The 23,170-nt window shown below is 63.8% G+C and carries 19 protein-coding genes; 8 read left to right on the forward strand and 11 right to left on the reverse strand.

The window, feature by feature from the left end:
* Positions 1-11: 11 nt before the first annotated feature.
* Together pgi and tal are read right to left on the reverse strand one after the other, a co-directional pair.
* Positions 12-1,652, reverse strand: a complete 1,641-nt coding sequence (pgi, locus tag HY019_RS04255; RefSeq protein WP_290688608.1) for a glucose-6-phosphate isomerase — start codon at positions 1,650-1,652, stop codon at positions 12-14.
* Between the two features lie 11 nt (positions 1,653-1,663).
* The gene (gene tal, locus HY019_RS04260) at positions 1,664-2,620 is read right to left on the reverse strand and encodes a transaldolase (RefSeq protein ID WP_290688610.1); all 957 of its coding nucleotides are present in this window, start codon (positions 2,618-2,620) and stop codon (positions 1,664-1,666) included.
* A 200-nt stretch (positions 2,621-2,820) separates the two neighbouring features.
* Here tal and zwf point away from each other — a divergent pair, with 200 nt between their 5' ends.
* Positions 2,821-4,287 carry a glucose-6-phosphate dehydrogenase gene (gene zwf / locus HY019_RS04265; RefSeq protein ID WP_290688612.1) on the forward strand — a complete coding sequence of 489 codons (1,467 nt, stop codon included), beginning with the start codon at positions 2,821-2,823 and terminating at the stop codon, positions 4,285-4,287.
* Between the two features lie 13 nt (positions 4,288-4,300).
* On the opposite strand, the gene HY019_RS04270 is transcribed toward zwf, so the two are convergent.
* From HY019_RS04270 to HY019_RS04310, 9 genes are all read right to left on the reverse strand, one after another.
* Positions 4,301-4,588, reverse strand: coding sequence for an STAS domain-containing protein (locus tag HY019_RS04270; protein WP_290688614.1), 288 nt, complete (start codon positions 4,586-4,588; stop codon positions 4,301-4,303).
* A gap of 5 nt (positions 4,589-4,593) precedes the next feature.
* Positions 4,594-5,280 (reverse strand): ABC transporter substrate-binding protein, encoded by a 687-nt coding sequence (locus HY019_RS04275; protein WP_290688616.1) that lies wholly within the window; start codon positions 5,278-5,280, stop codon positions 4,594-4,596.
* A gap of 90 nt (positions 5,281-5,370) precedes the next feature.
* Complete coding sequence (locus HY019_RS04280; protein WP_290688618.1) at positions 5,371-6,234, reverse strand: VacJ family lipoprotein; 864 nt, start codon at positions 6,232-6,234, stop codon at positions 5,371-5,373.
* Positions 6,234-6,716, reverse strand: a complete 483-nt coding sequence (mlaD, locus tag HY019_RS04285) for an outer membrane lipid asymmetry maintenance protein MlaD (RefSeq protein ID WP_290688620.1) — start codon at positions 6,714-6,716, stop codon at positions 6,234-6,236. The genes HY019_RS04280 and mlaD overlap by 1 nt, the downstream gene beginning before the upstream one ends.
* Positions 6,717-6,743: 27 nt before the next feature.
* A complete protein-coding gene (mlaE, locus tag HY019_RS04290) occupies positions 6,744-7,529 on the reverse strand; it encodes a lipid asymmetry maintenance ABC transporter permease subunit MlaE (RefSeq protein ID WP_290688622.1) in 786 nt (261 codons plus the stop codon).
* The gene (locus tag HY019_RS04295) at positions 7,526-8,353 is read right to left on the reverse strand and encodes an ABC transporter ATP-binding protein (RefSeq protein WP_290688624.1); all 828 of its coding nucleotides are present in this window, start codon (positions 8,351-8,353) and stop codon (positions 7,526-7,528) included. Before HY019_RS04295 ends, mlaE begins: the two co-directional genes overlap by 4 nt.
* Before the next feature lie 138 nt (positions 8,354-8,491).
* Positions 8,492-9,955, reverse strand: a complete 1,464-nt coding sequence (locus tag HY019_RS04300) for a glutamate synthase subunit beta (protein WP_290688625.1) — start codon at positions 9,953-9,955, stop codon at positions 8,492-8,494.
* A 21-nt stretch (positions 9,956-9,976) separates the two neighbouring features.
* The gene (locus tag HY019_RS04305; protein ID WP_290689163.1) at positions 9,977-14,656 is read right to left on the reverse strand and encodes a glutamate synthase-related protein; all 4,680 of its coding nucleotides are present in this window, start codon (positions 14,654-14,656) and stop codon (positions 9,977-9,979) included.
* 255 nt (positions 14,657-14,911) lie between these two features.
* Positions 14,912-15,640 carry a transposase gene (locus HY019_RS04310; RefSeq protein WP_290688626.1) on the reverse strand — a complete coding sequence of 243 codons (729 nt, stop codon included), beginning with the start codon at positions 15,638-15,640 and terminating at the stop codon, positions 14,912-14,914.
* A 308-nt stretch (positions 15,641-15,948) separates the two neighbouring features.
* Between HY019_RS04310 and HY019_RS04315 the strand changes: the two genes are divergently transcribed.
* The 7 genes from HY019_RS04315 to motA all read left to right on the forward strand — a co-directional run bounded on the left by HY019_RS04315 (position 15,949) and on the right by motA (position 23,169).
* Complete coding sequence (locus HY019_RS04315; protein ID WP_290688628.1) at positions 15,949-17,136, forward strand: ferredoxin reductase; 1,188 nt, start codon at positions 15,949-15,951, stop codon at positions 17,134-17,136.
* A gap of 7 nt (positions 17,137-17,143) precedes the next feature.
* Complete coding sequence (locus HY019_RS04320) at positions 17,144-18,295, forward strand: acyl-CoA desaturase (protein WP_290688629.1); 1,152 nt, start codon at positions 17,144-17,146, stop codon at positions 18,293-18,295.
* Positions 18,296-18,343: 48 nt separating this feature from the next.
* Entirely contained in the window at positions 18,344-19,498 is a 1,155-nt protein-coding gene (locus HY019_RS04325; RefSeq protein WP_290688630.1) for an acyl-CoA desaturase, read from the forward strand.
* 141 nt (positions 19,499-19,639) lie between these two features.
* Positions 19,640-20,824, forward strand: coding sequence for an acyl-CoA desaturase (locus HY019_RS04330; protein WP_290688631.1), 1,185 nt, complete (start codon positions 19,640-19,642; stop codon positions 20,822-20,824).
* Between the two features lie 241 nt (positions 20,825-21,065).
* On the forward strand, positions 21,066-21,386 hold the full coding sequence (flhD, locus tag HY019_RS04335) for a flagellar transcriptional regulator FlhD (RefSeq protein WP_290688632.1): 321 nt from the start codon (positions 21,066-21,068) through the stop codon (positions 21,384-21,386).
* A gap of 54 nt (positions 21,387-21,440) precedes the next feature.
* Complete coding sequence (gene flhC, locus HY019_RS04340) at positions 21,441-21,977, forward strand: flagellar transcriptional regulator FlhC (RefSeq protein WP_035035991.1); 537 nt, start codon at positions 21,441-21,443, stop codon at positions 21,975-21,977.
* Between the two features lie 334 nt (positions 21,978-22,311).
* Positions 22,312-23,169: a flagellar motor stator protein MotA gene (motA, locus tag HY019_RS04345; RefSeq protein ID WP_290688634.1), complete on the forward strand. Its 858-nt coding sequence runs from the start codon at positions 22,312-22,314 to the stop codon at positions 23,167-23,169.
* The last annotated feature ends 1 nt before the right edge of the window (position 23,170 follow it).

The following is a 23,170-nucleotide window of genomic DNA, read 5'->3' on the forward strand; positions in this document are numbered from 1 at the left end:
AAAAGTGGTAATCAGCGCAGGCGCGCGATCATGGCCGCGGTGGCCGCATCGACCCCCGCTGTGTCGCCAGAGCACAGGCGCGGCAGCAAGTCCTTGCACAGGGCCTTGCCCAACTCCACGCCCCACTGGTCGAAGGAGTTGATGCCCCACAGGGCGCCGCTCACGAAGGTGCGGTGCTCGTACAAGGCCACCAGGGAGCCCAGCGAGCGTGGCGTCACCTCGTCGAGCAGCAGCGTCAGGCTCGGGCGGTTGCCGGGGAAGGTACGGTGCTTGGCGATGGCCTCGGGCGCCATGTCGGGGGCGGCCGTGGGCACGGTTTCGCGCAGCGCTTCTTCCGCGGTCTTGCCCCACATGAGCGCCTGTGCCTGCGCCAGGCCATTGGCCAGCAGCATGTGGTGCTGCTGATCCAGCAAGGCGCGCAAGGCCGGCGTCATGCTGCCCGGCGCACGGTAACTGGCCTGCCGCACGAGCAGGAACTCGACCGGGATGACGTCCGTGCCCTGGTGCAGCATCTGGAAGAAGGCATGCTGGCCATTGGTGCCAGGCTCGCCCCACAGCACGTCGCTGGTGCCGAACGGCAGTGGCTCGCCTTGGGCGTCCACGCGCTTGCCGTTGCTCTCCATCACCAGTTGCTGCAGGTAGGCGGGCAGGCGGCGCAGGCCGTGGTGGTAAGGCACCACACAACGGCTGCTGTAGCCCTTGAAGTTGCGGTACCACACGTCCATCAGGCCCAGCAACACCGGCAGGTTGTGCGCCAGCGGGGTTTGCGCGAAATGCGCGTCCATGTCGTGGCCACCGGCCAGCATCGCGTGGAAATTGCTGCTGCCCAGCGCCAGGGCAATGGGCAGGCCAATGGCCGACCACATCGAAAAGCGCCCGCCCACCCAATCCCAGAACCCGAAGGTCTGCGTGATGCCAAAGGCGGCTGCAGCCTCGACATTGGTGGTCGTGGCCACGAAATGGCGGGCGATATCCCGGCCGCCATGATCCAGGAACCACTGGCGCGCCGCCATGGCATTGGCCATGGTCTCCTGCGTCGTGAAGGTCTTGGACGCGATCACGAACAGCGTGTGCTGTGGGTGCACCCGGCGCAGCACGCTGGCCAGGTCCTGCCCATCGGCGTTGGACACGAAATGGAAGTTCAGGCCCGGGTGCACAAAGGCATCCAGCGCGGGCACCACCATCTGCGGCCCCAGATCGGAGCCGCCAATGCCGATGTTGACCACATCGGTGATCTGCCCCGGCGCCGTGCCACCCGCGGTCAGGCGCACGCCCTCGACAAAAGCCAGCATGTGGTCGAGCACATCGTGCACCTGCTGGCTGTGCGGCCCTTGCCCACGCGGGGCGCGCAAGGCCGTGTGCAGCACCGAGCGGCCTTCGGTCGGGTTCATCACCTCACCGGCCATCAAGGCGTCACGCCGCGCCTCCAGGCCGCACTCGCGGGCCAGATCCAGCAGGTGGCGCAGGGTGGCCACGTCCCAGTGGGCACGAGACAGGTCCCCGAACACCTCCGGCGCCTGGATGCCCAAGCGCTGCACGCGGTCAGGGTTGTCGGCAAACACCTGGCGCAGATCCAGATCGCGGCCATGGGCCTCGAAATGGCCGCTCAGGGCCGACCAGGCCACGGTCTGATCACAACGGGGAAAAGCCATGGTGCCTTGGCTCAACGCTGCGCCTCGATGAGGGCGTCCAGCTTGCCCGCGTCTACCGCGAACAGGCGGATGCCCTCGGCCAGCTTGTCGCTGGCCATGGCGTCTTCATTGAGGGCGTAGCGGAAGGCGGCCTCGCTCAGCGGCGCTTCGGGCGCCACCACGCTGGTGGCCGGCAGCAGGCGGCGCACCACGGGTTGAGCCGCGCCATCGGCAGCTTGCAGTTGTGCCAGCAGATCGGGGCTGATGGTCAACAGATCGCAACCCGCCAGCGCCAGGATCTGGCCCACATTGCGAAAGCTCGCGCCCATGACTTCGGTGCGCACGCCGTGCTGCTTGTAGTAGTCGTAAATGCGCGCCACGGACTTCACGCCGGGGTCGTTCACGCCGGCATTGGCGGCTTCTTCCCACTGCGCGCCGGCGGACTTCTTGTACCAGTCGTAAATGCGGCCAACAAAGGGCGAGATCAGCTGCACCTGGGCATCGCCACAGGCACGCGCCTGGGCAAATGCGAACAGCAGCGTCAGGTTGCAGTGGATGCCTTCCTGCTCCAGCACCCGGGCGGCCTGGATGCCCTCCCAGGTTGCCGCGATCTTGATCAGCACGCGGCCGCGCGCGATACCGGCGGCCTCGTACAAACCGATGATGTGGCGCGCACGCTCGATCGTGGCGGGGGTATCGAAACTCAGGCGAGCGTCCACCTCGGTGGACACGCGGCCCGGCACCACCTTGAGGATTTCCAGGCCAAACCGAACCAGCACCCGGTCCACGATGGCGGTGAGCGACTCGCTGCGGTGGGCCGCCACGGTGTCGGCCAGCAAGGGGGCGTAGTCAGGCTTTTGAACCGCCTTGAGGATCAGCGAGGGGTTGGTCGTCGCGTCCTGCGGGGTGAACTGGGCCAGTTGCTTGAAGTCGCCGGTGTCGGCCACCACGGTGGTGCAGGCCTTGAGCTGATCGAGTTGCGAGGTCATGTTGGTGTCGAATCTGGAAACCGGATTCGGTTTGTTTCTTGTTGGCGTGACAAAAATACACCGGCGAAACCCATGCTGAATAATCAGACTGCCGCCGTGGAATTGCCTTATTGTTGCCTTTATTCTGAATCCAATTTGATGACAAAGTTCAGACCGCCCCTCAAGCAGATAGTCGGCCTGATCATTTTTTGCAACTCGGCATGTCTTTTGACCTCGTATTTTTCGGTGGCACCGGCGATCTGACGTGGCGCAAGCTCATGCCGTCGCTGTTTCAGGCCTGGCGACATGGCAAATTGCCCGCCGATGGCCGCATCCTGGCCGTGGCCCGCGATGACCGCGACGACGAGAGCTACCGCAGCTGGCTGCACGAGCGCCTGCAGGCCGCTGACAGCGCCAAACGCCCCACGGAAGACGAATACCGGCAGTTCGCCGCGCTGATCCATTACCTGCGCATGGACCTGTCGCAGCCCGCCGATTACCTGCGCCTCAAGGCCTGGCTGGAAACCCGCCGCACGGACAACACCGTCATCTACCTGGCCACCAGCCCCCACCTGTTTCCCACCATTTGCGGGCAACTGGGCGCCTGCGGGCTGAACCACGAAGGCATCCGCGTGGTGCTGGAAAAGCCGCTGGGGCACGATCTGGCCAGCGCCCAGCAGATCAACCAGGCCGTGCGCGCCGTGTTCAGCGAGCGCCAGGCCCTGCGCATCGACCACTACCTGGGCAAGCCCTCCGTCCAGAACCTCATGGCCTTGCGCTTTGGCAATGTGCTGTTCGAGCCGCTGTGGCGCCGCGAGAGCATCGCCAACATCCAGATCACCCTGGCCGAAAGCCTGGGGGTGGGCACGCGCGGCGACTTCTACGACCGCACCGGCGCCCTGCGCGACATGATCCAGAACCACGCGCTGCAGCTGCTGACCATGGTCGCCATGGAGCCCCCCTCCAGCGCCGACGCCGACGCCATCCGCGACGAGAAGCTCAAGGTGCTGCGCTCGCTCAAACCCTTTGACGCCGCCTCGGTGGCGCGCGATGTGGTGCGGGGGCAATACCGGGGTGGCACGGTCAATGGCCAGTTCGCCAAGGGCTATCTGGACGAGGACAAGGTACCCCCCGACAGCCGCACCGAGACCTTCGTGGCCTTGCGCTGCGAGGTGCAGAACTGGCGCTGGGCCGGTGTGCCCTTCTACCTGCGCACGGGCAAGCGCATGGCCGACCGCCATGCCGACATCGTCGTGAACTTCCGCCCCACGCCGCACCCGATCTTCCCGGGGGCGCACAACGCCAACAAGCTGGTGATCAAGCTGCAGCCGGAGGACGGCCTGGAGCTGCACCTGCTGGCAGCCAAGGGCTCGGTGTCGTCTGCCGGTGCGGGCGCCATGCCAGAGACCTTGTCACCCGTGTCGCTGGACCTGGATTTCGACAAGGCTTTCCCCACCGACCGGGTGGGCGCCTACGAACGCATGCTGCTGGACGCACTGGCGGGCCGGCTCAACCTGTTCGTGCGCTCGGACGAGCAGGAGCAGGCCTGGCGATGGGTGGAGCCAATCCTGGACAACTGGGCCCACGACAGCAGCACCGTGCGCGGCTACACCGCAGGCACCTGGGGGCCGCCGGCCGCCAGCGCCCTGGTGGCGCGAGATGGGTTTGCCTGGCCTGAAGAGGCCTGATCAGGACCTTAGGTCAGGCCGACTGCAGCAAGCCATCCACGCCGTACAGGCGCGCCAGCTCACTCAAACGCGGCGGCAGGGACTGCACCGCAAAAGCACGCCCCTTGGCGCGCGCCATGCGCTGGCATTCCAGCAGCACGGCCAAGGCACTGGAGTCAAAGCGCTGCAAGGCCGAGCCGTCCACGGTCAGCATGGCCGCGTCCACATTGCCTGCGGCCGCGGCCTTGTCCAGCGTCTGCTTGAACAGGCTCAGCACATGCGGCACTTCAGCGTGCGTGATGACGGCAGGCAGCAGCAACATGGCGATCAGCCCGCCACTTTCTTGGCAGCCAGCTGCTTGTTGCGCTCGACCAGCTTGCCGATCAGGCCGTCGATCCCGGAGGCATTGACCTCCTGGGCAAAGCTGCTCTGGTAGGTTTGCACCAACCAGGCACCCAGCACGTTGACGTCGTAGATCTTCCAGCCGTCGCCGGCCTTTTCCAGACGGTAGTCCAGCTGGACCGGGTCACCCTTGCCACGCACCACGGTGCGCACCACCACATCGGTGTCTTCCGGGCGGTTGCGCATGGGCTTGTACTCGATGGTCTGATCCTTGATCTGCGACACGGCACCGGCGTAGGTGTAGACCAGCAGCGTCTTGAACTCGTCCTGCAGGCGCTTTTGCTGCTCGGGCGTGGCCTGACGCCAACCGCGGCCCACGGCCGAGGCGGTCATGCGCTGGAAGTTCACATTGGGCATGATCTTGGTGTCCACCACCTGGATCACCTTGCGGATGTCACCAGACTGAATGGCCTTGTCGGCCTTGACTGTGGCAAACACCTCGGCCGTGATGGTCTTGATGAAGGCGTCAGGCGTTTGCGCGGTGGCCGCAGCGGCTGCCGGCACCACGGACTCGGCTGCCGCCGTGGCGCTGGACAGGACGGCCAGCGACAGGGCCAGGGAAGCCAGCAAACGGCTGGTGCAGGACAGCTTGTAGGAATGGGCGGATTGCATTGAGATCCTTTCGGAGATCATCCAGGTCATCTAACGCGGCAGGCTGCCAGCCGGTGGACCAGGTTGAACGTAGTGTTGTGTGAACCCGCCTCAGGGAAACATGGCCCAGGCGGACTCTTGTCCAGCGTCAGCCACCACCACCGGGGCCGCAGCCTCGCTCACGGGGGCAGAGGCGCCAGACGCTGGCGCGGCAGGGCTTGCCGGCGCCTCGGGCAGATCCTGACGCTGGGGTTCGGGCGGCTCGTCCTCTTCGGGCGGGTCACCTTCATAAATCAGATTTTGCCTGCGCTGCAAATAGGCATCCCGGATGAAGGCGTATTTGTCCAATGCCACGTCGTCAACCAGGTTGCCGGCATCCAGCAAATTGGCGCGCGTGTTGATCAATTGCCAAGCCATCAGCAGGTTGGATTCACGCGGATACGTGCCCACGGTGGAGGCCGAGAAATACATGTCGCCCGGCAGGCTCAGGGAGTCCCGCAGCGTGGAGGGGCCCAGAAGCGGCCACACGATGTAAGCACCGGGCTTGACGCCCCACACACCCAGCGTCTGGCCAAAATCCTCGTTGGGCTTGTCCAGCTGCATGGGCGTGGCGATGTCGATCAAGCCAGCCAGGCCAAAGGTGGTGTTGACCGTGACGCGGATCACGCCGAGCGTGCCGTCCTTGAAGCGCCCTTGCAGGAACAGGTTGGCGGTAGACCAGATGTCCTTGATGTTGCTGGTGAAATTGGTGAACGCGTTGCGCACCGGCTCAGGCGTGACCGTCTTGTAGCCTTCGGCCACTGGCTTGAGCACGTAGGTGTCCACCGTTTCGTTGAAGGCGAACACCTTGCGGTTCCAGGGCTCCAGCGGGTCAGGGTTCTGCCGCGTGGCGCACCCTTGCAGGGCGGCCATCAGCATGCCTGTGGCCAGCACGATGGCCAGGCGGCTCACCGGGCGGCGTGACGAGTGACTCATCATTTCTGGCCCTCCTTGCCACCGCTCCCTTCAGCAGCCTTGCTGTAGAGGAACTGGCTGATCAGGTTTTCGAGGACGATGGCCGATTGGGTGCTCTTGATCGTGTCGCCAGCCACCAGATTGGTCTCACCGTAGCCAGGCTCCAGACCGATGTACTGCTCGCCCAGCAGGCCAGCAGTGAGGATCTTGGCTGAGGTATCTTTCGGAAAAGCCACGCCCTTGTTGAGTGCCAACTCGACCTGAGCCTGGTAGCTCTTGGTGTCAAACGTGATGGACTGCACGCGGCCCACCACCACACCGGCGCTCTTGACCGCAGCCTGGCGCTTGAGGCCGCCGATGTTGTCAAAGCGTGCGACGACGGTGTAACCAGTGTCAAACGACAAGGTCAGCAGGTTGCCGGCCTTGAGGGCGAGGAACAGGATGGCGGCCGCGCCAATCAGCACGAACAGGCCAACCCATACATCATGTTTTGATTTTTGCATCTTGTTTTTCCTTGCAACCCTGCTCGATCAGATCGAGAACATCATGGCTGTCAACACAAAGTCGAACGCCAGCACGGCCAGCGAGGCCATCACCACGGTACGCGTCGTGGCCAGTGATACACCTTCGGGCGTGGGCTGGCATTCATAACCTTGCAGCAGTGCCACAAAGGTCACGGTCAAGCCGAAGACCACGCTCTTGAGCATGCCGTTGCCGACGTCGGCCCAGACTTCCACGCCGTTTTGCATCTGGGACCAGAAGGCCCCTTCGTCAACGCCGATCATGACCACACCCACCAGCCAGCCACCGAGGATACCGACTGCCGAGAAAACCGCACCCAGCAGGGGCATGGCGATCACACCGCCCCAAAAACGCGGGGCCAGCACGCGCTGGATCGGGTCCACGGCCATCATCTCCATGGCGGTAAGTTGCTCGCCGGCCTTCATCAGGCCGATACCGGCGGTCAGGGCCGTGCCCGCACGCCCGGCAAACAACAGGGCCGACACGACCGGCCCCAGCTCACGCACCAGGGACAGCGCCACCATCAGGCCCAGGGCCTCGCTGGAGCCGTAACGCTGCAGGATGTAGTAACCCTGCAGGCCCAGCACGAAGCCCACGAACAAGCCGGACACCACGATGATGGCCAGCGAATAGTTGCCCAGGAAGAAGATCTGCTCGGACAGCAGGCGCGGGCGGCGCAAGGTCGGGCCCAGCGTGGACAGCAGGCGCAGGAACAGGCGCGCGCTGTAACCCATGTCGGCCAGCTTCATGCGGGTGGCCTGCCCGACCACAACCGGATTGAGCCACTTGATCATCCGCGCACCCCGAAATCATGACCTGCTTCAGCCGCAGGGTAGTGGAAACGCACCGGGCCATCGGGAGCGGCGTGCACGAACTGCTTGACCAATGGGTCTTCGCTGACACGCATTTCAGCCGGCGTGCCCTGGGCCACGATGCGGCCATTGGCCAGCAGCACCACGTGGTCCGCAATCAGGAAGGTTTCTTCGACATCGTGCGAGACCACGATGCTGGTCAGACCCATGGTGTCGTTCAACTCGCGAATCAGGCGCGCGGCAATGCCCATCGAGATCGGGTCCAGGCCGGCGAAGGGCTCGTCGTACAGCATCAGTTCGGGGTCCAGCGCCATGGCACGGGCCAGCGCCACACGCCGGGACATGCCGCCCGAGACCTCGCTGGGCATCAGGTCGCGCGCACCGCGCAGGCCCACGGCATTGAGCTTCATCAACACGAGGTCCCGCAGGATGGACTCGGGCAGCTGCGTGTGTTCGCGCAGCGGGAAGGCCACGTTCTCGAACACGCTCAGATCAGTGAACAAGGCGCCGAACTGGAACAGCATGCCCATGCGGCGACGCGCAGCCTGCAGGCCATCGGCATCCAGTGTGGCGATGTCCTGGCCATTGACCAGCACCTGGCCCGACGAAGGTTTGATCTGGCGCCCGATCAGGCGCAGCACGGTGGTCTTGCCACCGCCCGAGGTGCCCATCAGCGCGACGACACGGCCTCGTGGCACCACCAGGCTGATGTTCTCCAGGATCACCCGATCGCCATACCCGAAAGTCACGGCGCGCAACTCGACGGCGGTTTCTGGCAACGGCGTGGACGCGTCCGAATCTGACATCTGATGTGACTGGGGGGTGGATGAGAAATGAAAAAGGGCCGGCATGGTGCCGGCCCCTCCGATGATAGGGTATCCACGCCCCGCCTGCCGGCCACCCCGATGGGTGGGCACAACAGGCAAAAGGCCAATAAGCCGTGCTTATCGGGGCAAGGTCGTCGATCCCATCAGGAAGCCGTCCACTTCGCGGGCAGCCTGGCGGCCTTCGCGGATGGCCCACACCACCAGCGATTGGCCACGGCGCACGTCACCTGCAGCAAAAACCTTGCCCACATTGGTGCGGTAGCCACCGATGTCGGTCGAAGCCTTGGCGTTGCCGCGTGCGTCCTTGTCAACGCCGAAACCGCTCAGCAAAGTTTCCACAGGATTGGTAAAGCCCATGGCCAGCAGCACCAGATCGGCCTTGAGGACCTGCTCGGAGCCAGCCACTTCGATGAACTTGCCGTCCTTGAACTCGACGCGCACGGTCTTGACCGCGGTGACCTTGCCGTTTTCGCCGATGAATTCCTTCGTGGCGATGGCGAACTCACGCTCGCAGCCTTCTTCGTGGCTCGACGACGTGCGCATCTTGATCGGCCAGTAAGGCCAGGTCAGTTCCTTGTTTTCCTGCTCGGGGGGCTGAGGCATCAGCTCGAACTGGATCACGCTCTTGGCGCCATGGCGGTTGGACGTGCCCACGCAGTCAGAGCCGGTGTCACCGCCGCCGATCACGATCACGTTCTTGCCGGTGGCCATGATCTGGTCCTTGACCTTGCCGCCCGCGTTGATGCGGTTCTGCTGGGGCAGGAACTCCATCGCGAAGTGGATGCCAGCCAGGTCACGACCAGGCACAGGCAGGTCACGCGATTGCTCGGCGCCACCAGCCAGGATCACGGCATCGAACTCTTTGTTGAGCTGCTCAGGCGTGACGGTGTCCTTGGCCCAGTTGGTGACCTTGGAACCCTTGGGCAGATCGCCGACGATGGTGTTGGTCTTGAAGACCACGCCTTCGGCTTCCATCTGCTTGACGCGCTTGTCGATGTGCGACTTGTCGAACTTGAAGTCGGGGATGCCAAAACGCAGCAGGCCACCGATGGTGTCGTTCTTCTCGAACACGGTCACGGCATGACCGGCGCGAGCCAGTTGCTGAGCCGCGGCCATGCCGGCAGGGCCGGAGCCCACGACAGCCACCTTCTTGCCCGTCTTGACGGCGGCAGGCTGGGGCTTGATCCAGCCCTCTTGCCAGGCGCGGTCAACGATCGCGTGCTCGATCGACTTGATGCCGACCGGGTCGTTGTTGATGTTCAGCACGCAAGCGGCTTCACAAGGTGCCGGGCAGACACGACCGGTGAAGTCGGGGAAGTTGTTGGTCGAGTGCAGGACCTCGATCGCGTTCTTCCAGTCGTTGCGGTACACCAGATCGTTGAAGTCCGGAATGATGTTGTTGACCGGGCAGCCGTTGTTGCAAAACGGTGTGCCGCAGTCCATGCAACGCGCGCCCTGGATCTTCGCCTGCTCGGTGCTCAGACCGATGACGAATTCCTTGTAGTTCTTGACGCGCTTTTCAACGGGCTCGTAGCCCTCTTCCAGACGTTCGAATTCCAGAAAGCCAGTGACTTTTCCCATTTCAATTCACTCCACGTCGGTTCAGGCCTTGGCCTTGCCGGACTTCGACTTGCCGTCATCGCTCTTTGCCTTGGCGATGGTGGCGGTTGCTTCTTGCTTGGCGCCCATTTCGGTCAGCGCACGACGGTACTCGTGCGGGAAGACCTTGACGAACTTGGCCATGGCGGCAGACCAGTTGTCCAGGATCTCGCGGGCACGCAGAGAACCGGTCCAACGGTGGTGGTCTTCGATGAGCTTCTTGAGCGCGGCTTCGTCGGCCACACCCTTGTGCATCGGGATGCCGGCATCTGCCTGCTCAGCAGCGGGCAGCACCTTCTCCAGGGCGACCTGGGCGGTGTTGACGCGCTTGGCGAACTGACCGTCTTCATCGTAGACGTAAGCCACGCCACCGGACATGCCGGCAGCGAAGTTGCGGCCGGTCTTGCCCAGCACCACGACCGTACCACCGGTCATGTATTCGCAACCGTGGTCACCCGTGCCTTCGACCACTGCCGTCGCGCCGGACAGACGCACGCCGAAGCGCTCGCCGCCCACACCGCGGAAGAAGGCCTCACCTTCGGTCGCACCGTAGAGCACGGTGTTGCCGACGATGATGTTGTCGGTGGCGTTGCCACGGAAGTCGATGCTCGGACGCACGACCACGCGGCCACCCGACAAGCCCTTGCCGGTGTAGTCGTTGGCTTCACCGATCAGGTACAGGGTGATGCCCTTGGCCAGGAAGGCACCAAAGGACTGGCCGCCCGTGCCTTCCATCTGGATGAACACGGTCTGGTCAGGCAGGCCATCCGGATGGTGCTTGATCAGCTCGCCCGACAGCATGGCGCCGACGGTGCGGTTGACGTTGCGGGCCTCTTCCATGAACTGGACCTTCTCGCCACGCTGGATAGCGGGCTGGGCCTTCTCGATGAGGCGCACGTCCAGGGCCTTGTCCAGGCCGTGGTCTTGCGTCGACACGTGCAGGCGAGGCACTTCGGCGGGGACCGGGGGCAGCGCGAAGACGCGGCTGAAGTCCAAGCCTTGCGCCTTCCAGTGTTCCACACCCTTGCGCGTGTCCAGCAGGTCGGCGCGGCCGATCAGCTCGTCGAACTTGCGGATGCCCAACTGGGCCATGATCTGACGGGCTTCTTCGGCAACGAAGAAGAAGTAGTTCACGACGTGCTCGGGCTTGCCCGAGAACTTCTTGCGCAGGACGGGGTCTTGCGTGGCCACGCCCACCGGGCAGGTGTTGAGGTGGCACTTGCGCATCATGATGCAGCCCTCGACAACCAGCGGTGCGGTCGCGAAGCCGAATTCATCGGCGCCCAACAGGCCACCGATCACCACGTCACGGCCGGTCTTGAGCTGGCCGTCGGTCTGCACACGAACACGACCGCGCAGGCGGTTCAGCACCAGGGTCTGCTGCGTTTCAGCCAGGCCCAGCTCCCACGGCGTGCCGCAGTGCTTGATCGACGACCAGGGCGAAGCGCCCGTGCCGCCGTCGTGACCCGCGATCACGATGTGGTCGGCCTTGGCCTTGGCCACGCCGGTGGCCACGGTGCCCACACCCACTTCAGACACCAGCTTGACGGAGATGTCGGCCTTGGGGTTGACGTTCTTCAGATCGTGGATCAGCTGAGCCAGGTCTTCGATCGAGTAGATGTCATGGTGAGGAGGAGGCGAGATCAGACCCACGCCCGGCACCGAGTGACGCAGCTTGCCGATGTAGTCGGACACCTTGCCACCAGGCAGCTGACCGCCTTCACCAGGCTTGGCGCCCTGAGCCATCTTGATCTGGATCTGGTCGGCCGACACCAGGTACTCGGTCGTCACGCCAAAGCGGCCGGAAGCCACTTGCTTGATCTTCGAGCGCAGGCTGTCGCCGTCCTTCATCTCGTAGTCGGCTTCGATGCGCGAGGCACCGATCACGTCCGACACCTTGGTGCCCGCCGCGATCTTGATGCCCTTGAGCTCGTTGCGATAACGGTTCTCGTCTTCGCCACCTTCGCCGGTGTTGCTCTTGCCGCCGATGCGGTTCATGGCCAGGGCCAGGGTCGAGTGAGCTTCGGTGGAGATGGAGCCCAGCGACATGGCGCCGGTAGCGAAGCGCTTGACGATTTCGGAAGCCGATTCAACTTCCTCCAGCGGGATCGCCTTGGTCGGATCGATCTTGAACTCGAACAGGCCGCGCAGCGTCAGGTGGCGCTTGGACTGGTCGTTGATGATCTGGGCGTATTCCTTGTACGTGTCGAACTTGCCGGCACGGGTGGCGTGCTGCAGCTTGGCGATCGCGTCAGGCGTCCACATGTGCTCTTCACCGCGGGTACGCCAGGCGTACTCACCACCAGCGTCCAGCATGTTGGCCAGCACGGGGTCATTGCCGAAGGCCGCCTTGTGGTTGCGGATGGCTTCTTCAGCCACTTCGAACACACCGATGCCGCCCACTTGCGTGGGGGTGCCACGGAAGTACTTGTCGATCAGCTCCTTGTTCAGACCGATGGCTTCGAAGATCTGGGCGCCACAGTACGACATGTACGTGCTGATGCCCATCTTCGACATGATCTTGGACAGACCCTTGCCGATGGCCTTGACGTAGTTGTAGATGGCCTTGTCAGCCGACAACTCGCCAGGCAGGTCCTTGGCCATGTCGGTCAAGGTTTCCAGCGCCAGGTAGGGGTGAACGGCTTCGGCGCCATAACCTGCCAGCACGGCGAAGTGGTGCACTTCACGGGCCGAGCCGGTTTCCACGACCAGGCCGGCCGAGGTACGCAGGCCCTTGCGGACCAGGTGATGGTGGATGGCCGACAGCGCCAGCAAGGCGGGGATCGCGATGTTGGCGCGGTCCATCTTGCGGTCGGTGATGATCAGGATGTTGTGGCCAGACTGGATGGCCTCAACGGCTTCAGCGCACAGCGAAGCCAGGCGGGCTTCCACACCTTCCTGGCCCCATGCGGCCGGGTAGGTGATGTCCACTTCGTAAGGCTTGAACTTGCCACCGGTGTGCTTCTCGATGCTGCGCAGGCGGGCCATGTCGTCGAAGTCCAGCACGGGCTGGGACACTTCGAGGCGCATCGGCGGGTTCACCGCGTTGATGTCGAGCAGGTTGGGCTTGGGACCAATGAAGGACACCAGCGACATCACCACGGCTTCGCGGATCGGGTCGATGGGGGGGTTGGTCACCTGGGCGAACAACTGCTTGAAGTAGTTGTACAGCGGCTTGTTCTTGTCAGACAGCACGGCCAGGGGCGAGTCATTGCCCATGGAGCCTGTGGCTTCTTCACCATTGGTGGCCATCGGGGCCATCAGGAACTTGGTGTCTTCCTGGGTGAAGCCGAACGCCTGTTGACGGTCCAGCAGGGACTCGGTGAACTCACCCACGGTACCGGCGGTGTCGATCGTGTCCAGCTTGATGCGGACGTTCTCGATCCACTGGCGATAGGGCTTGGCCGAAGCGTACTGAGCCTTGAGCTCTTCGTCTTCGATGATGCGGCCCTGCTCGAAGTCGATCAGGAACATCTTGCCGGGCTGCAGGCGCCACTTCTTGATGATCTTGTTTTCGGGAATGGGCAGCACGCCGGATTCGGAGGCCAGCACGACCAGGTCGTCATCGGTGATGATGAAACGGGCGGGACGCAGGCCATTGCGGTCCAGCGTGGCGCCGATCTGGCGGCCGTCGGTGAAGACCATGGCGGCGGGGCCGTCCCACGGCTCCATCATGGCAGCGTGGTATTCATAGAAGGCGCGGCGGCGCTCGTCCATGGTGGCGTGCTGTTCCCAGGCTTCCGGGATCATCATCATGGCGGCTTGGGCCAGCGGGTAGCCGGACATGGTCAACAGTTCGAGCGCGTTGTCGAACGTGGCCGTGTCGGACTGGCCGTCCAGGCTGATGGGGTACAGCTTGCGCAGGTCATCGCCCAGCACGGGCGACTTCATCACGCCTTCGCGGGCGCGCATCCAGTTGAAGTTACCCTTGACCGTGTTGATTTCGCCGTTGTGGGCGACCATGCGGTAAGGGTGAGCCAGCGGCCATTCAGGGAAGGTGTTGGTCGAGAAGCGCTGGTGCACCAGGGCCAGGGCCGAGGTGACGCGCTCGTCGGCCAGATCCAGGTAGTACTTGCCAACCTGGTCAGCCAGTAGCAGGCCCTTGTAGATGATGGTGCGGCACGACATGCTGGGCACGTAGTACTCGGAACCGTGGGTCAGGTTCAGGCTCTGGATCTTGGTGGACGCCGACTTGCGGATGACGTAGAGCTTGCGCTCCAGAGCATCGGGCACGAGGATGTCGTGGCCACGACCGACGAAGACCTGGCGGATGACCGGCTCTTTTTCGCGCACGGTGGGCGACATGGGCATGTCGGCATCCACGGGCACGTCACGCCAGCCCAGCAGCACCTGGCCTTCGGCCTTGATGGCGCGCTCGAGCTCCTGCTCGCAGGCCTGGCGGGAAGCGCTTTCCTTGGGCAGGAAGATCATGCCCACGCCGTACTCGCCGGGAGGGGGCAGGTCCACGCCCTGCTTGGCCATTTCGGCGCGGTAGAACTCGTCGGGGATCTGGATCAGCAGACCGGCACCGTCACCCATCAGCGGGTCAGCGCCCACGGCACCGCGGTGGTCGATGTTTTCCAGGATCTTCAGACCCTGCTGCACGATGCTGTGCGCCTTCTGGCCCTTGATGTGCGCCACGAAGCCCACGCCGCAAGCGTCGTGCTCGGCGTTGGCGTACATGCCCAGATCGGCGGCGGCCTTGATTTCCTGCGCGGTGGCCACCGAGGTGGTTGCAGCGTCAGACACGGGTTTGATGGGGAACGAGGTTCCCGAAGTCGCCTGGCTCATGAGGGCGCTCCAGAAGTTAGTGTGGAAAAACAACGCGGGGAGCGGCAAGGATACGCCCCTTCCCCAGGGTTTTCAAGCATTAATAATTAGGGTCAGATCGCATTAATCCTACGCGGCACAATTTCACGTCAAATAAATAGGGACACATCACTTTCCGCCCACAGGCTTCGCACTGTCCTCGGGCTTCACCGGGCTTTTGCGTGGACGCCCCCGAGGCCTGGGCGTCAGGCGTCGCCCGGCCGACACCGCCAACTTGGCCGCCGCCACCTCCGGCATGAGCGCCCAGCCGCTGCGCATGGCCTGGGTCAATGCCTGCAGTTGCGCCATGGACAAACCCGCCTCCAGGCGACGGCGCCAGGCGGCTTCGCGCTCAAACGGGGTGTTACCCAAGCCCCAGAACAGGGCGTGATCGGACACCAGGGGGTCCGTCCTCATGCCAAGGTGGTGACGCACGCTGCTCCACACATCGTCCTCTACTCGGGGGAACTGCCCGGTGCGCCAGGCGTGGGACTCCACGAACACCATGGCATCAAGCAAATACTGCGCCGGCTCCAGCACCGTAGCGCGATACCGCCCGGACCACAGACCGCCCGAACGGGCGTGCCGGCGGTTGTAGGCCGCCACATAGCGGCGCCCCAGCGACTGCATGACCAGGCTGAGCGACTCGTCACTGGCCGGGGTGGCCAGCAGATGGAGGTGGTCGGCGGCCAGGCAGTAGGCATGGATCGACAGGCCGTGCTGGCGACTGGCCTCCTTGAGCGCGTCAAGAATGGCCTGCCGGTCCTGGTCATCACGGGCAAGCAATTGGCCATCGTGCACGCGCTGCACCACCAGATGCGGCCAGCCCGCGATGCCCAGGCGAGGAAGACGCGCCATGCAAACCCCTTGGAGACGTTGATGTGTCCCCAATTATCCACGCAGCCGGCCCGGCGATCGCCACATCCCAAGCTGACGCAAGTTCTTCCGTGCAGCTGGCGGCTGTCCGATAAGCATGTTGATGCACGTCATTCAAGACCAGTTCAACGCCCCTCATTCACGGGGTCAGCAGCCTGTTTCAAGGACTTCCCCCGTTGTGAGCCCCACCCAACGCTGGGTAACCTTGAGCCCAAAGATATCGACACACATTGCACAGGCCTCGTCCAAGCCCGAGGCCCGGCGCGTACCGCAGTACCGGAGAGTTTTGAATGGCCGCATCGTCAACCGTCCCCCTGCCCACCATGGCGGCGGCCCGCCTGTCAGGCTGGCTGAGCCACCTGGGCATCAGTCCACTGGCTTTTGACGACACGCTCAGCCTGATCAACCCGCTGCTGACCGTCCATCGCCTGCATGCCCGCATCGTGGCCCGCCAGGTTGAAACCGGCACCGCCACCACCTTGGTGCTGCAGGCCGGCCCCGCCTTCAAGGGGCTCAAGCCCGGTCAGTTCGTGATGATCGGCGTGACGATCAACGGCGTGCGCCACCGCCGCGCCTACTCGCCCCGCACCGTCGAAGGCCACGCCAACCGCTTTGCCATCACCGTGCAACGCCAACCCGGCGGGCTGGTGTCCAACCACCTCAACGAGCACGCCCGCGTGGGCCAGTTCATCGAGATCGAACAAGCCGGCGGTGAATTCACCCTGCCCTCGCCCTTGCCTGCCGAGGTCCTGCTGATTGCCGGTGGCAGTGGCATCACGCCCAGCATGGCCATGCTGGAGCACCTGCAGCGCCACTTCTCCAAAACCAAGGCCACGCTGATCTACTTTGCGCGCAGCCGCGACGACCGCATCTTCGCCAAGGCGCTGGACAAGCTCGCCGCCACGTGGTCGGGCTTCCAGTACGTGGCCATCGACAGCGTGGCCAACACGCCCAACGATGGCTCGGGCCGCACGTCGGCCACCACACAGGCCGCTGCCAGCCAGCAGGTGCTCGATGCCGAACTGCTGGACCGCGTGGTGCCCAACTGGACGAAGATCCCTGCCTATTGCTGCGGCCCCGCGCCCCTGATGGACGCCGCCCGCGCGATCTGGCACCAAGCCGGCAGCACCAACTGGAAGAACACCGGCATTGCCGCCCGCCTGCATCTGGAGGCTTTTGCCCCAGCCAAGCCCAGCGGTGACCCGCATGCGCGCCACGAAGTGCGCATCGTGCGCGATGCCGAGACGAAATCCTTTCAAGCCGCTGGCGACCAGACCTTGCTGATTGCAGGCGAAACAGCCGGCCTGTCCATCAAGCACGGCTGCCGCCAGGGCATCTGCCACGAATGCACCTGCCGGCTCAACCATGGCTCGGTGCGCGACCTGACCTCGGGCGAACGCATCGACGGTGAAGGCCAGCCCATTCGCCTGTGCGTGAGCAGCGCCATGAGCGACCTTGATCTTGAATCCCTGAATTGATCGCGCCATGAATACCAAGACCATGCAAATTGGCCCCAAGACCTTCGAAGAGCTGCAAGCCTTCGAGAAGGAACTCGATGCCATCGGCGCCGCTGAGCGCCAGACCCTGGGCGAGCGCGATGCCCGCTACATCAAGGGCATCCTGCGCGCCGTGCGCATCCTGGAGATCGCCGGCCGCGGCCTGATGATGTTCGGCTGGTTCCCACCCACCTGGCTGCTGGGCACCTTCCTGCTGGGCATGGCCAAGATCATCGACAACATGGAGCTGGGCCACAACGTGATGCACGGCCAGTTCAACTTCATGAACGACCCGCGCTTTCATGGCGACACCTTCGAGTGGGACAACACCTGCCCGAAGGAGGAATGGCGCCACTCGCACAACTTCGTGCACCACACCTACACCAACGTGATCGGCAAGGACCGCGATTTCGGCTACGGCCTGCTGCGCCTGTCGTCCGACCTGCGCTGGAGCCTGCTGCACCCCTTCCAGTTGCTGCTGACCGCCCTGCTGGCCCTGTTCTTCGAATGGTTCGTGGCCATCCACGACATGCAGATGGACAAGGTCGTGATCGGCCGCAAGAAGTGGTCGGACGTGCGCCCGCAATGGCTGCTGGTGCGCGCCAAGATCTGGAAGGTGATCTGCCGCGACTACATCGGCTGGCCGCTGGTCGGCATGGCGGTGGGCGCCTTGTTCGGCCACGCGGCAGACACCGGCCTGGCCGTGCTGATGGGCCATGTGGTGAGCAACCTGATCCGCAATGTGTGGGCCTGGGCTATCATCTTCTGCGGCCACTTCACCGAAGACATCTACACCTTCAGCCGTGAATCGATCGAGGGCGAGACCAAGGGCCAGTGGTACCTGCGCCAGATCCTGGGCTCCAGCAACATCTCCGGCGGCAAGCTGCTGCACCTGATGAGCGGCAACCTGTCGCACCAGGTCGAGCACCACCTCTACCCGGACATCCCGGCCAACCGCTACATCGAGATGGCCCCCAAGGTGCGCGCGGTGTGCGCCAAATACGGCATCCCCTACAACACGGGCAACTTCGCCTGGCAGCTGGGCACGGTGTTCAAGCGCATTGCCCGCTACAGCCTGCCTGGCGGCCCGCAAAAAGCCGTGCACATCGAGGTGGCGTCGATCCTGCCCGAGCGCGCCTGAACGCCTACCAGTAAGCCGGCCTGATGCCTGGCAGTTGATCGGTACCCCATGACAAGCACCACCGGTCAACCCGGCGTTGGCCCGCAAACCACCGAGGCCCTGGACTCCTTCGCGGCCGAATTGGACGCGGTCCGACGCGACACCATGGCCCGTGTCGGTCTGGAGGACGCCCGCTACATCACCCGCCTGCTGTGGGTGATACGTGGCATCGAGGCGGCCGGGCGCGCGCTGCTGCTGACCACACCCTGGTTGCCCACCTTCTGGCTGGGCGCGGCGCTGCTGGGCCTGTCCAAGTGCCTGCAGAACATGGAGTTCGGGCACAACGTCATGCACGGTCAATATGACTGGATGAACGACCCGCGCTTTGATGGCAAGTCCCACGAGTGGGACAGCACCTGCAGCAAGGAAGACTGGCGCCACTTCCACAACTACATGCACCACCACTACACCAATGTGCTGGAGCTGGACCGCGACTTCGGCTACGGCATGCTGCGCCTGTCGGCCGAGCAGCCCTGGGAGCCGCGCTTCCTGACACAGGCGCCCTACGCCATCATCGTGGCGATGCTGTTCGAATGGGCGATCGCCATCCACAACATGGAGTTCGAGCAACTGCGCACCAAGCGCGAGGCCACGCAGGCCCGCATCCGCGCGCTGTGGCCCAATGTGAAGGCCAAGATGTGGCTGCAGATCAAGAAGGACTACGTGCTGTGGCCCCTGCTGGGTGGCCTGGTGTCCCTGGTCCTGGGCGCCGGCCTGCTCAAGGGCCTGCTGGCCGTGCTGCTGGGCAATGTGCTGGCCAATGTGATCCGCAATGTCTGGACTTTCGTGGTGATCTTCTGCGGACACTTCACGGCGGGGGTGCACACCTTTGACGCGGCACTGGTGCAAGGCGAGCACAAGGGGCACTGGTATCTGCGCCAGATCCTGGGCTCCAGCAACATCTCGGGTGGCAAGCTGTTCCACATCATGACGGGCAACCTGAGCCACCAGATCGAGCACCACCTCTACCCCGACATGCCGGCGCGCCGTTATGCCGAAGTGGCGCCGCGTGTGCGCGCCATCTGCCAGCGCCATGGCGTGCCTTACAACACGGGCGGCATGCTCAAGCAACTGGCCACGGTGGCGGTGCGCATCGTGCGCCACAGTTTCCCAGGGGGTGAGCGCACGCTGACCGCGCTGCAACGCCCAGTAGTGCCGCACTGAAGCGCCACACTGAAGGGCCCGTTGACAGCCTGCCAACGGCCCCATAAGGGGGAAGGCGCCCGCAGGCGGGGTCCCTACAATGCGAGAGGGCCTGCTCGATCAGGCCCCGTCCCCACAAAAGCCCCAGGTTGGATACTTCCCATGGCCCCCGCCTCCCACGCCATGCTGCCTGCACCCCGCATGGGCGATGCGGCCGTCAACGCCGACATGCGGCTGGCAGCCTTTGCAGCCGAACTCGATGCGCTCAAAACCGAGACGATGGCCCAGGTCGGCGAACGCGATGCCCGTTACGTCGTGGCCCTGTTGTGGGCCATACGCGGCCTGGAAACCCTGGGGCGCATCCTGCTGCTGGGCGCGCCGTGGTGGCCAACGTGGTGGCTGGGCGCGGCCATCCTGAGCGTCTCCAAGGTACTGCAAAGCGGCGAGTTCGCCCACAACGTGATGCACGGCCAGTACGACTGGATGAACGACCCGCGCTTTGAGGGCAAGACCCACGATTGGGACCTGGCCTGCACCAAGGAAGACTGGCGCCATTCGCACAACTTCCTGCACCACCATTACACCAATGTGATTGGCCTGGACCGGGACTTCGGCTATGGCGCCATCCGCCTGTCGGCCGACGTCCCCTGGGAGCCACGCCACCTGATCCAGCTGCCCTACGCGCTGATCGGGGCCTTCGTGTTCGAGTGGGCCATCGGCGTCTACAACATGGAGCTGGAGCGCCTGCTGATCGAGCGAGATGCCGCCACACGGGCACAAGTCAAAGCCCGCATCAAGGCCCTGTGGCCCAACTACCGCACCAAGATCTGGCGCCAGGTGAAGAAGGACTACCTGCTGTGGCCCGTGGTGGGCGGCCTCGTGTCCTGGGCGCTTGGCGCGGGGTTCGCGCAAGGGTGGCTGGCCATCCTGCTGGGCCATGCCATGGCCAATGTGATGCGCAACATCTGGAACTTCATCGTGATCTTCTGTGGCCATTTCCCGGATGGCGTGGCCACGTTCGAGCGCGAAGACATCGCCGGCGAAACCAGAGGCCAATGGTACCTGCGACAGGTCATGGGCTCGGTCAACATCCGCGGCGGCTTCGTGATGCAGATGCTGACGGGCCACCTGAGCCACCAGATCGAGCACCACCTCTTCCCGGACATGCCCTCGCGGCGTTATGTGGACATCGCTCCGCGCGTGCGGGACATCTGCCAGCGCCACGGTGTGCGCTACAACGAAGGCGGCCTGCTGAGCCTGTGGCCCTCCGTGGCCTGGCGCATCCTGCGCTACACCTTCCCGGGCGGCCAACGCGCCCGCCAGGCCGTGGCCCTGCCCACGCGCTGAGCCCCACCGGCCAGCGGGCGCGTGCCCGTGATCGCGAGATAAGCGGGGCAAGCTAGGGCAATCCTGTAGGAATTTGCCTGACAGGACACTCAGCGCCGATCCGACGCGCCTTACAGCACCCTGCCTATTCAGAAATCGAAGGGTGACAACCAGAATTCAATCCATGCCGACGAGATACAAAACCGGCGCAAACAAAAGCTTCAGCAAACCGCCCTTCCAAACTGATTCAAAGGACAACGACATGACCGCCGATCAAATCCTGAACGAAATCCGCGAAGCCAACCTGTCCTACCTGATGCTGGCCCAGAGCCTGATCCGCACGGACCGCGAACAAGCCCTGTTCCGCCTGGGCATCTCGGAAGACACCGCCGCCATGCTGGCCGTACTGACCCCGGCCCAGATCATAAAGCTGGCCTCTGGCAGCAACCTGCTGTGCCGCATGCGCATGGAAGACGACCTGGTGTGGGGCCTGCTGACCAACCACGGCAAGGCCAGCAACGACAGCGTGACCCGCCTGCACGCCAACATCCTGATGGCCGGCCGTCATCAAGAAGCGGCCTGATCCAGATCGCCCGCCGCCACGTATCCCTTTAGACGAGTCTGTAGGAGTTGCACCATGCGTACCAAGAGCCTGTTGACCGAAGCCAAGCAAATCGACCGCGCTGTCACCCTGATCAACCTGGGTGCCCGCCTGCAAGTGCTGGAATCTGAAACGGACCTGTCGTATGAGCGCCTGCTGCGCCTGTACAAGGAAGTGGCCGGCAAGTCGCCCTCCAAAGGCCAGTTGCCCTTCTCGACCGACTGGTTCATGACCTGGCAGCCCAACATCCACTCCAGCCTGTTCCTCAATATCCATGAGTACCTGAACAAGGCCGCCGAGATCGACGAGATCGATGTCGTGATCAAGGCCTACCAGTTGTACCTGGAGCAGACCGAATCCCAAGGCCTGGAGCCGCTGTTGTCCGTCACCCGCGCCTGGCGCCTGGTGAAGTTCATCGACAACGGCATGCTGACCCTGACCCCCTGCTCCAAGTGTGGTGGCCACTTCGTGACCCACCCGCATGAAATCGCCCGCCACTTTGTGTGTGGCCTGTGCAACCCGCCTGCACGTGCCGGCAAAGGCAAGTCGGCCGGCGGCCTGCACATGCACTGATTCATTGAATTTCCGCCCTCCGTCTGCGTGAACATTTCACGGATTCCTGGCACTTTGCGCACCAGATGCTCAAGAACCGCGGGGATCGGCCGTAACAACAGACGGACGGTTTGGAAGCGAAGCGTCCTTGCTTGTCTCCTCCTAGCACCGAACAAGTGCTTTCATGCGGACCCCTGATCGGGTCCGCTTTTTTTGACTGGCGAGCCGACGGCTGCTATTTCCATCTGGTGAGACCTGAGCGTGAAAAAAGCCCGAGCCGTGGCGTTGTTCACATCATCAAATCTCCGGCAACAGCCGAAGATGCATACATGATTCGACCCGAACGCGACACACCATGTTCGTCCTCATTGGCTACGTTGTCTGCCTAGGCTGCATCTTCGGCGCCTACATCATTCACGGCGGTAACATGGCCGTGATCATCCACGCCATTCCGACGGAAATGATGGCCATTGGAGGAGGCTCCATTGGCGCCTTCCTGGTGAACAACCAGCCCAAGACCGTCAAGGCCGTGCTGGGCCAGTTCGGCCCTTTGTTCAAGGGCTCCAAGTACACCAAGGCGCGCTACATGGAGCTCATGGCCATGCTCTATGAGATCTTGCAGAAGGTGCGCAAGGAAGGCCTGATGTCCATTGAAAAGGACGTCGAAGAGCCGCACAACTCCGCCCTGTTCAAGAAATACCCCACGGTGGGCAGCGATCACCACGTGATCGAGTTCGTCACCGACTACCTGCGCATGATGGTCTCGGGCAACCTCAATGCCCACGAGATCGAAGCCCTGATGGACAACGAGATCGACACCCACCACCACGAAGGCCACGCGCCTGTGGCCGCCGTGGCCCGCCTCGCCGGCGCCCTGCCCGCCTTCGGTATCGTGGCGGCCGTGCTGGGCGTGGTCAACACCATGGGCTCGGTGGGCCAGCCGCCTGCCGTGCTGGGCGGCATGATCGGCTCCGCGCTGGTCGGTACCTTCCTGGGCATCTTGCTCGCTTATGGCGTGGTGGAGCCGCTGGGCGGCCTGATGGAGCAAAAGCTCGACGAGGCCACCAAGGAATTCCAGGTCGTCAAGACCGTGCTGCTGGCCAGCATGCAGGGCTATGCGCCGCAAGTGGCCATCGAATTCGGCCGCAAGGTGCTGTACTCCACCGAGCGCCCCACCTTCATCGAGCTCGAAACCCACGTGAAGAAGAAATAAG

The sequence above is a fragment of the Aquabacterium sp. genome (assembly GCF_016195855.1).
Taxonomy (GTDB): Bacteria; Pseudomonadota; Gammaproteobacteria; order Burkholderiales; family Burkholderiaceae_C; genus Aquabacterium.